Origin of the sequence: Desulfofundulus sp. (assembly GCF_049701015.1) — a bacterium.
Lineage (GTDB): Bacteria > Bacillota > Desulfotomaculia > Desulfotomaculales > Desulfovirgulaceae > Desulfofundulus.
The window spans coordinates 4,168-10,520 of record NZ_JBNATZ010000074.1; the positions used below are offsets into that span (position 1 = coordinate 4,168).

Below are 6,353 nucleotides of genomic sequence, written 5' to 3' on the forward strand. Positions count from 1 at the left end.
GCGGTAAGGCAACAATTTCCAGGATGGGAGGTATCATTGTGTTCAAGGAACAACAGAAACAACGCAGGTTAAGGCAGAGCCTCACTTGGCCGGGCTTGCCCCTGGTAGCCGTGCTGGGCTGGTTCTACCCCCTGCTCGGCTTCCTGCTGCTCGGGTGTATGGCTGGAGCGGTGGGGGTGGCACTCTTCCGGGGAAGGGCCTGGTGCGACTGGATGTGTCCCCGGGGTGCTTTTTTCGATCTCTTTGTGCGGCCCTTCTCCTTAAAAAAATCGATTCCCGCTTTTTTCCGCAGCCGGGCGGTGCGTGTCTTCATGCTGTGCTTGATTTTTACCATGATCGGTGTGCAGTGGTATCTGGCCGGGGGAGATGCGGCGGCCATGGGACTGGCGCTTGTGCGTATACTTACTGCTACCACTGCGGTTGGAATTATGCTGGGGCTGCTTATCCACCCCCGGACCTGGTGTCACATCTGCCCCATGGGTACCCTGGGCCACTGGCTCTCCGGGGGCAAGGAGCCTCTGCTGATCAGCGGCACCTGCGTGGAGTGCCGGACCTGTACCAGGGCCTGCCCCATGCAGCTGAAACCCTATGAATACCGGGCGGCCGGAACCATGGGGGATAACGATTGTATCAAGTGCGGCACCTGCGTGGCCGTCTGCCCCCGCGCCGCTCTTTCCTTCATCCCGGGTTCCATGGAAAAGCGGAGCGGGATGGCGTCCTGAGCCCGACCGGTTGCTGGAGGCTGTGTTAAAAATGGCCGGCGGGAGCCGGCCATTTTTAAAGAAGAGTTGTTTACAATCCCTGCGCTTCTTTGAGCGGGTGCCGTTCCGCCCAGAGCCGGTCTGCCACCCGGCCCCAGTCCCGGGAGCGTTCGTCCAGCCAGGCGGCAATGGTGCCCTCCAGGACTGATTCGGCTCCCTCGTGGGTCGGGTGGGCGCCGGATTCCTTGACGATATCCCTCAAAGCCTGCGGCACGTCGATGACCGGGCAGGGCCGGAGCAGGTTGTCGTGGAAGGGCTGGCGCTTCTGGTAGGCTGCGAACAGCGGCGAACGCAGCACCTCAACCAGGCTCTTTTCATTGATGTTGTCCACGGCAAAGTGGACGAATGCGCAGGGTTCCACCTCTCCGGCGGCGTTGATGTGGAAGTAGCGCCGCCCTCCGGCCAGGCACCCCTCCACCAGTTCCCCATCGTTCCAGAAGTCTGCAATCTGGATGGGTTTGTGGGTGCGGATGTAGGGGATGCGTTCGGCCAGGTAGGCCCTCTGCTCCGGGGTGATCATCAGGTCGACATTGGGGTTGCGGCCGATCGGGATGTAATGGAAGGTCCATCCGTATATAACCCCTTTGTCGATGAGGAAGTCAATAAACTCATCGCTGGTCACTTCCATTACGTTTTCCCTGGTGATGGTTATGGAAACGCCAAAGGCCGCGCCCCTTTCCCGCAGCAGGTCCATGGCCCGCATCACCCTGTCGAAAGTTCCCGGGCCCCGCCGGGCGTCGGTGCGTTCCCGCCATCCTTCCAGGCTGATGGCCGGCGAGAAATTACCCACCTCGATAATTTTATCGGCCATCTTTTCGTTGATCAGCGTACCGTTGGTATAGGCCATAAAGGCCATATCGTTGTGTTTGGCCATCAGGTCGAACAGGTGGGGGTAAAGCAGGGGTTCCCCGCCTGAAAAGACGATCCAGTAGATCCCCAGCTCCTTGGCTTCCTGGAAAAGGCGGTCCAGCCTTTCCGCACTCAAGGAATTTTTTTGTGAATACCTGCCTGCCCAGCAGCCTTCACAGGCCAGGTTGCAGGCGCTGGTGGGGTCAACCAGGATGAAGTTGGGAACGTTGGTCCCTAATTCCAGAGACATCATCCTCTGCCGGGGAATGCCGAAAACCATCGCGTTCATGAACCAGTTGTAAGCCAGGCGGTTACGCACGTTGGGGTGGAGATTTCTGGCCAGCTTGATCATGTACTCCCGGATGGCCGGGTTTTCCCTGAAAGCTTTGGCCACGGTTTCCACCTGGCGCTTGTGTCGTTCCTGGACGGCGAGCAGTTTCACCAGGTTCAGCAATCGCGGCAAATTGGTCTCCGGGTTCTTGCTCACGTAGGACATCAAGTTCTGGGACAGGTGCAGCGCCAGGAAATTTTTAGCCCTTATGAGGTTATTGGTCCCGATGCGCATAATGGGCCCCCCTTGATCTTTTTGCTTAAAGTGTTCTTCATAGCATTTCCCCCTTTGGACGATTTATTCCCCTGATAACCCAAAAGGCCAAAAATTATTTCAAAAAAATTATTGTGAACGCTGTAGAGCTTCACTTAAAAAGCTGGCCAGCAGCCTGTGCTCCTGGTCGCCGCACCGGGAGATGTGATCTTGAAAACGCTGGATGCAGGAAAGGATCTTGCTGTTCACTACATCCTTCATACCTTTGAGCATGGTTCCGATTACCGAACCGGCGAACAGGCTCAAAACCAGCTCAGGCCTGGGGGCCGTCTCGAAAATCTGCTGCAGCAATGCAAGGCTGCGTGCATTAATCATGTAGATGTGGGTTATGAGAAGGGCGATGGTATAGGCGCAGAAGGCTACCGGCAGCTCTACTTTCGCCAATTCCTGCAGCAGTTCGTCCCTGATCTTCTGGGGATTGAGGTTTTTCATATTGTCAAAAAGGGATAATAACCTGCCCCGGATGGCCGGCCAGTCTTCCAGTTCGGGTTTTGCTTCCGTTTGGAACAGGATCCTCAAAGCTTTTTCCGTAGGGCGGAAAACCACCATGGAACGGCCGGGAGCCTTTTCGGTTCGGCTGAGGGTATACTCGCTGCGCAGCAGTTCTTCTTTTTCCAGCTCTTTTAAAATATCATAGGCCGTCCATTTGCTCACGCCCAGGGCTTCGGCCACAGTGGCGTAGTGTACGGGAAGGCCGGTCTGGCGGAACAGGTTGATAATCTTGTCGAGGAACTCTTTCCGTCTCTGGGTGAGGGTCATAAACGTCACTCCCGGCTCATCATTTTCCCAAAAAACCAAAATACCAATTTAATTATATTTCCATCCCATGCCCGGGTCAAGAGGCTCTAAAATCATTCATTGCCTGTTCGGGTCACTTTGACGTGCAAAGGGCCGGTTGGGGAAGGTAACGGGTCCCCGGAGACCCCCTTCTGGATTTACGGGGCATCCGTCGGAATTGAGCCTGTCCGGCACCGCTTGCGAAACGAGAAATTTCTGGTAAAATATCTTTGTACACGGAAATGGGGACATCCGGGAATGTCCCCGAATTTTGAAGAAGGTGAATCAGCGTGGCGAAGGGGTTCATACCCGGGGACGGGATGTGTTTTGCCTGCAGCCCTAGAAACCCTATCGGGTTGCGTCTGAAATTCTCACTGGAGGGTGATGTCTGCCGGGCCACCTTTACGGCCGGGGAAGAGCACCAGGGCTGGGACGGCCTGCTGCACGGCGGCTTGATTTCCACCCTGCTGGACGAGGCCATGGCCCAGTGGCTCTGGCGCCGGGGGGTTACGGCCATGACGGCGGAAATGCTCACCCGTTTCAGCAACCCGGTGCCCGTGGGCGTACCGGTGACCGTGGAAGCGTGGAGCACGGGCGGCAAAGGGCGGCTGTGGGAGCTTTGTGCCCGTCTCACCCTCCCGGACGGCAGGGTGGCGGCCCGGGCAACAGCCAAGTTTCTCACTATAAGAGAAAGGAGTTTTCAAACGTGACCCGTGACGAAGCCTATCACCTCCTGACCAGCCATTTGAAGACCCGCAATCTGGTAAAGCATTCCCTGGCTGTGGAAGCGGTTATGCGTGGCCTGGCCAGGCATTTCGGCCAGGACGAGGATCTCTGGGGCCTGGCCGGGCTGCTTCATGATATCGACTACGACTGGACGAAGGACGAGCCCGCACGGCACAGTATGGAAGGTGCGGACCTGCTCGCCAGGGAGGGTCTGCCGGAGGAAGTGGTTTACGCCGTGAGGGCCCATAATGAAGCCCACGGCCTGCCCCGCCGGAGCCTGCTGGACAAGGCCCTCTACGCCAGCGACCCCCTGACCGGGCTTATTGTGGCGGGAGCCCTGATCAAGCCGGAGAAAAAGCTTTCCGCCATAGACGTCCCCTTCCTCCTCAACCGTTTTCACGAAAAATCCTTTGCCCGGGGTGCGAACAGGGAACAGATCAAGAGCTGCTCCGAAATGGGGCTTTCCCTGGAGGAGTTTATGGAAATCGGCCTCAGGTCCATGCAGGGAATTGCCGGGGAGATGGGGCTTTAATATCTGCCGGCCGGTGGATTCCTTTTCTGCCGGCTCCCATCTTTTTGATTCCCGGGTTCCGCGGGCCAGAAAATGGAATTGCCTGTTGACAATTATACCTGGACTGCTATAATAAATATAGGCTGTTGTAATTAAGTACAGGGTATTTAATTAAGTTTGTCCAGCCCAGCCGCTTGAAGGTAGGGCTTTATTTATCAGCGCGGGAGGTGGTCATGGTGGGGAAGGTGGTCACGGTAAACAGGAAGGCCCGCCATGACTATCACATCCTGGAGACCTACGAAGCAGGCATCGCCCTGACCGGCACCGAGGTCAAGTCCCTGCGGGCCGGGCGGGCCAACCTGCAGGACAGCTTCGCACGTGTTGAAAACGCCGAGCTGTTCCTGTACAATATGCACATCAGCCCCTACGACCAGGGCAACCGCTTCAACCACGAGCCCAAGCGGACGCGCAAGCTCCTGATGCACAAGAGGGAGATCCTGCGTCTGCTGGGTAAGAGCCGGGAAAAGGGCCTGGCCCTGATCCCGCTGAAGGTATACTTCAACGACCGGGGCAAGGCCAAGGTCGAACTGGCCCTGGCCCGCGGCAAGAAGGTGTACGACAAGCGGGAAGACATGGCCGCCCGGGACGCCAGGCGGGAAATGGAGCGGGCCCTGCGGGGCAGGATGTAATATGTGACATGGGGGCGAAAGGTTTCGACGGGGGAAGCGGTGGCAGGAGAAGCGAGCCGGGGTTCCATCAGCCCGTAAAACGGTGGGAAAACAATAACTGCCAACGAAGAATACGCTCTGGCTGCTTAATTAGCAGTCACATCCTGCCCAAGTCCGGCCCGTGACGCGGGACAGGGTGTCAAACTAGCGGGCTTGCCGCCGGGATGATTCTCGGAGGCCCGGCGGGACTCAAAAACGAGATAGCCCCTGCGGAGGCTGGCTGTGGCCGCCAAAGGGGCGAAATTTAAAGCACAGCCTGCGCTCGGAGAAACTCCTGTGGCTGTTCTTCCGGACGGTGGGTTCGAATCCCCCCGCCTCCACCAGGAAGCAGTAACAGACACCCGGAAGGTTATTTCCTGGTGTCTGTTTTTGTATGTTGGGTACTGTGATCCCCATAAGGATTCCCTGACCATTGTTTTCAGTGACAGGCCGGTAGCTGAAAACGATGAGGATAAGCCAGGTGTTGGGTGGAGCTGCAGCCTTGGCTGCGGCTTCTCTTTTTTGGCCGGTAACAACACCGGCTCGTTGTCAATTCCCTCCCTATGATGGACGGTTTTAGACCACCTGCGGGGTGGATGTCAAGGTCACTGCCTTGAAGCTTATTTTTTAAGCGGCAGGTCTTATAACAGGAGAAGCTTTGTGGAGATATATCCAGGAATCATAGAAAAGCATTCTGCTGCTGTAAGGGATGAGTTGCGATCACTCTCTTAACCGGTTATACTACAATTAAAAGCACGTTTGGGAGTGATTGCAGTGCACATAGTGAACGTGACAGACATCCGGAGGAACATCCGCGAGGTCCTGGTGGAAGTGATTCGCACAAAAGAACCGGCGGTAATCCTTCAGAGGTCAAAGCCAGTTGCTTACCTGGTCGATGCTGAAACCTTCGAGAAGACGCGGAAGTTGAATGAAATGGACTTGTTGACTCAAACCAGAAAAGAAAGCCTGGACAGGATACTTCAGTTAAGGGCCAAAATGGCAAAGAAGACGGGTGTAAAGGGTGATTCGACAAAATTGATTCGTGAACTCCGGGAAGGGTTGAACCGCCATGAGTAACTATCTTTGCCTGGACACCTCGGTTTTGATCAAGGTGCTTATCCAGGAGGAGGATAGCGATAAAGCTACGGTTTTACTACAAAGGATTATCGACCAAGGGCAGCTCATTGTGCTGCCCGCATTTGCGTGGGCCGAAATAGGAACCGTTCTGAGAAAGAAGCGTAGAAGGGAGGAATTGGCTGTTCAGGAAGCGGATGATCTATGGCTGGAATTCCGGCGATTTCCCGGGATAGAGTACCTTAATGATGACTCGATAATGGACCTGGCCTGGAAAATCAGCCGTCACTTCGATATGCCTACGCTTTACGATGCAGCTTTTCTGGCGGTTGCCGAGGTTGTGG

General features: G+C 56.1%; 8 protein-coding genes and 1 other RNA gene. 7 read left to right on the forward strand and 2 right to left on the reverse strand.

Translation table 11 applies throughout. From position 1 onward, the window contains the following. Positions 1 to 23 precede the first annotated feature (23 nt). Entirely contained in the window at positions 24 to 722 is a 699-nt protein-coding gene (locus ACPLUI_RS06405) for a 4Fe-4S binding protein (protein WP_424659449.1), read from the forward strand. Between the two features lie 70 nt (positions 723 to 792). Here the strand turns inward: ACPLUI_RS06405 and ACPLUI_RS06410 are convergent, their stop codons facing one another. Together ACPLUI_RS06410 and ACPLUI_RS06415 are read right to left on the reverse strand one after the other, a co-directional pair. Then, positions 793 to 2,175: a radical SAM protein gene (locus ACPLUI_RS06410; RefSeq protein WP_424659443.1), complete on the reverse strand. Its 1,383-nt coding sequence runs from the start codon at positions 2,173 to 2,175 to the stop codon at positions 793 to 795. A gap of 108 nt (positions 2,176 to 2,283) precedes the next feature. Continuing rightward, positions 2,284 to 2,973, reverse strand: a complete 690-nt coding sequence (locus ACPLUI_RS06415) for a hypothetical protein (protein ID WP_424659444.1) — start codon at positions 2,971 to 2,973, stop codon at positions 2,284 to 2,286. Between the two features lie 308 nt (positions 2,974 to 3,281). On the opposite strand from ACPLUI_RS06415, the gene ACPLUI_RS06420 reads away from it, so the two are divergent. From ACPLUI_RS06420 to ACPLUI_RS06445, 6 genes are all read left to right on the forward strand, one after another. Further along, positions 3,282 to 3,701, forward strand: a complete 420-nt coding sequence (locus ACPLUI_RS06420) for a PaaI family thioesterase (protein ID WP_424659445.1) — start codon at positions 3,282 to 3,284, stop codon at positions 3,699 to 3,701. Then, the gene (locus ACPLUI_RS06425) at positions 3,698 to 4,249 is read left to right on the forward strand and encodes an HD domain-containing protein (RefSeq protein ID WP_424659446.1); all 552 of its coding nucleotides are present in this window, start codon (positions 3,698 to 3,700) and stop codon (positions 4,247 to 4,249) included. The genes ACPLUI_RS06420 and ACPLUI_RS06425 overlap by 4 nt, the downstream gene beginning before the upstream one ends. 212 nt (positions 4,250 to 4,461) lie before the next feature. Beyond that, the gene (gene smpB / locus ACPLUI_RS06430; protein WP_424659450.1) at positions 4,462 to 4,917 is read left to right on the forward strand and encodes an SsrA-binding protein SmpB; all 456 of its coding nucleotides are present in this window, start codon (positions 4,462 to 4,464) and stop codon (positions 4,915 to 4,917) included. Between the two features lie 10 nt (positions 4,918 to 4,927). Continuing rightward, positions 4,928 to 5,279, forward strand: a transfer-messenger RNA (tmRNA) gene (gene ssrA, locus ACPLUI_RS06435). A 421-nt stretch (positions 5,280 to 5,700) separates the two neighbouring features. Further along, positions 5,701 to 6,012: a type II toxin-antitoxin system Phd/YefM family antitoxin gene (locus ACPLUI_RS06440; RefSeq protein WP_424659451.1), complete on the forward strand. Its 312-nt coding sequence runs from the start codon at positions 5,701 to 5,703 to the stop codon at positions 6,010 to 6,012. Further along, positions 6,005 to 6,353: type II toxin-antitoxin system VapC family toxin (locus ACPLUI_RS06445; RefSeq protein WP_424659447.1), on the forward strand; the 349-nt coding region annotated here is incomplete at its 3' end. The genes ACPLUI_RS06440 and ACPLUI_RS06445, both read left to right, overlap by 8 nt.